At 35.7% G+C, this 3,719-nt stretch carries 2 protein-coding genes; both read right to left on the bottom strand.

What is annotated here, in order from left to right:
• Positions 1-224: 224 nt before the first annotated feature.
• Positions 225-1,892, bottom strand: a complete 1,668-nt coding sequence (cydC, locus tag CD128_RS07770; protein ID WP_103329437.1) for a thiol reductant ABC exporter subunit CydC — start codon at positions 1,890-1,892, stop codon at positions 225-227.
• Positions 1,889-3,520 carry an ABC transporter ATP-binding protein/permease gene (locus CD128_RS07765; RefSeq protein WP_103329436.1) on the bottom strand — a complete coding sequence of 544 codons (1,632 nt, stop codon included), beginning with the start codon at positions 3,518-3,520 and terminating at the stop codon, positions 1,889-1,891. Before CD128_RS07765 ends, cydC begins: the two co-directional genes overlap by 4 nt.
• Positions 3,521-3,719: the final 199 nt, after the last annotated feature.

The raw sequence follows: 3,719 nt of genomic DNA, 5'->3' as shown, positions 1-3,719 counted from the left end.
CCCAGCCCCCTAGGCAAGCATCACAACAGAATGAGTGAATGTTCATCTAAGAATTTCTTTAGAAGACTACAGGCTGAGACGGCACCCCTGGAAAGCTTAGCAACTTAAGTGAGTGAGTACCTATCTAAGAACGCCTTTACAATATTACAAGCTTGAGCCTTTCCCACCGGAAAGCGACAAAACTTAAACGAATAAACATCTACCTAAGAACTACTTCTCATAACTTATTGGTTATTTTCTTTGATCAAACGACTTAGATAACTATCCCTTTCAACTAGTGCATCATAACTGCCTTGTTCAATCACTTGACCATCAATCATCACAACAATTTTATCAAATTGCGATAGTAACGCTATATCATGCGTAGCAACTACCACTGTTTTCGAATATTGGTCCACCAAATGCATCACATTTTCAGTATTCGCTTCATCCAATGCTGTCGTTGGTTCATCTAATATCCACACATCCGCCTTTTTCAAGAGTAAGCGCGCAAGTGCCAAGCGTTGAATTTCTCCTCCTGATAACGTATGTCCATCAAGCGTAAGTTGCTGATCTAATTTCAAATGTCCTAGGTTAACTTGTTCTAACACTTGCAGTAATTTTTCATCTTTTTCCTCTGAAAATAAATTCTCACGAATAGTACCATCAAATAGTTGTTGGGCTTGCAATAACACATTAAGCTCACTATAGCGTACTTCTTCTGTGATATCCGTCACTGTGTGGCCGTAAAGTTTAACATCTCCATGTGGAATATCATATAAACCACTTAAAATTTGAAGTAAGGTACTTTTACCTGAACCAGATGGACCGATAATAGCCACTTTCTCTCCTTTACTAACAGTTAAATTAATATTATTTAACACCGATGTCTCTTGATAGAGATAATTAAAAGTTAAATCCTCTACTTCAAATACATTCCCATCTCTAGAAGTAATATCTGAAGTGGAAGTAGTAGTTGTATATGACAAGACATCGTTTAAATTTGCTAAGGCTTCATCGGTATCAGCTTTATAATATGCAAAGTTGCTCATTGGTACGGCTTGTTCAAATAGCGTTAACATCATTAACACGATACTTGTTAAATAGATAACATTGAGCTGACCATTCCCCACTTGTATCGCGCCGAGTGCAAGACTGGCAAATAAAGCTAACATCGCAAGTAGATTTAACATATAATCATATAACGTTAAGAAGCGTGTTTCTTTTGCTTGCAACTTATCATATTTATCCAATGAATCAAGCACACCTTGACGATATGCTTCAGTTTGATTAAAACGATTTAATTCTTCATAACCTTCTTTATAATCATAAAATTTCGCTAAAGTATCTTGTTGTTGTAACGCAACTTGTTGTTTCAACGTACGTGCACGTTTCGCACTAAGCCATGGCACAATCCATAATGAACACAACATACTAATCACAATAATAATCGCATGTGCCACGCTAAAATAAATCAGCGTCACAGCTGCAATGATTGCTGTAAATCCAATGACTATTGGCGGATAATACACGCGTAAATAAATATTTTGAAGTACTTCTACTTTACTAATCATTTTAGAGATAAGATCACTTGATTTATATTTACGATAAAGATTTGGTACACGTGGAATCAAGTGTTGTAAAAATTGTACTCTTACATCACGTAGCATTGTAAATGTCGTGCGATGCGACAATAAGCGTTCTCCATATCGGGCAATGGCACGTAAGAAACCAAATAATTTTACGGATACAACGAGTACCATCAATGCATATAGTGGTGCCCCTAGTGCACTTTGAGTCACCATATAACCACTTAGAAAGAACATGGCTAATGCTACTAAACTTCCTGCTATACCAGTTAATATCGCTAATAATAAATCTTTATCAGGTCGAAATTGAATACGTGGTTTCATCGTTGCTCACCACCTTTTGTGTAACTAACTGAAATATCATGATCATCTTTAATCAGTTGGCCATTTTCAATAAATAAACGACGTGTTGCTTGGCGAATCGTAGATGTACGATGCGCAATAATAATCATTGTTGTATGCTCGAAATATTGTGCAATTGCCTGTTGAATCACGCGTTCAGTGGCCAAATCTAAACCTGTCGTCGGCTCATCAAAGACGACGATATCTGGATTTGTTAATAATACGCGTGATAATTCAAGACGGCGCATTTGTCCTCCAGATAACATTTCGCCACCTTCCCCGATAGGTGTATGAATACCTTGTACTAAGCTTTGGACTTTATCTTTAAGCCCTACCTTTTCTAATACTTCGAGAATGACTTCATCTTCAACATCTTTAAACATCGCAACGTTTTCTTTTATTGTTGCTGAAAAAAGGTATGGATGTTGACTTAACATTCCTATATTGGACACGTCACTGTTAAACGTCACGTTTCCATTCGTCGGTTTGAGCGATTGGATAAGTAGTCGCGCTAATGTTGTTTTACCTGCCCCACTTGGGCCTACGATGGCAATCTTTTCACCTTGATTAATCGTTAATGAAACATTTTTGATAGCAAATGTAGTGGTATCAGGATATTGATAATGTACATTTGCCATCTTAATTTGGGACGTTTGTGTAGGTACGATTTCTGGTGTGCTGTTTGGTGTTGCATTTTCAGAAGCTAAAAATTCAAATACGATATCGCTTGCACCTTCACTTTGTTTGCCGGTATGGAAAGCTTGACCTAAATCTTTGATAGCATTGTAAAATTCAGGGGCTAAGATAATCGCAATTGCGGCTGTTTTAAAGTTGATGTGATGAAAGACGACGAGGCTCAATGCCGCTTCTAGGGCCACTAATCCAATGCCGAGCATGCTGATAAATTCGAGCATGAGGCCTGAAAGGAAGGCGCTACGTAGAATTCGCATCGTTAAATCTCTAAATTGCGTGCTATCTTTATAGATTTGGGATTCAGTGTGGTGCGTGCGTTTAAATAACTTCAATGTGATGAGGCCTTGTGCTACGTTTAAAAATCTTTGGCTAAATAGGTTAAGATGTGTCATTTGGTCTTTGGATTCATCACGTGTCTTCAGTCCAAAAATAATATAAAAGAGCGGAATAAATGGTGCTGTCACAATCATTATCAGTGCTGTATTTAAATGAATAAAACACATGGCTAAGATAATGATGAATGGTATCATCATTGATTTAAAGACTTGGGGTAAATAGCTTTTGAAAAATGGTACTAAGCCATCAATCGTTTCTGTCAAAATGTTAATTTGTGTACCAATGGTGACAGATGATTGTTTAAATAACACTTGTTTTCTGAGCTGATGTTTTACTTTGGTTGCTAACCTATCACCTAAAAGTAAATTAATCGTATTTAATGTGGCTCTTAAAATAAGTACGACTAAAATGAGTAATAATAATGGATAAATAGAGGTATGCTGGTGATAAAGCATGCGATTTAAAAATTCGGCAATACTAATATTTTGTATCACTACGCTAATGGCGAGTAACAAACTGATTATTCCCATTAAAAATGGAAATATTTTATATTTAAAGACTAAATTCATTAGTTTTTTCATTTTAACTTCACCTAATTTACTATTATAAGAACTTATCACCTATTTATCATTTAATTAAATTTGAAAAATTAGTGACAAGGTAGATGGTTATCAATATTAAATGAGAAAGTTTTAAGTTTTAAATATATGCAGATTTCATACTTTAGTCTGTTGTAGTGAAGAGGTTATTAAATATAAGTTATTAAGTGAGTGTTAAAAA

Source organism: Staphylococcus croceilyticus (assembly GCF_002902575.1).
In the GTDB taxonomy this organism is placed as follows: Bacteria; Bacillota; Bacilli; order Staphylococcales; family Staphylococcaceae; genus Staphylococcus; species Staphylococcus croceilyticus.
This window is presented reverse-complemented; position numbering and strand designations above follow the sequence as displayed.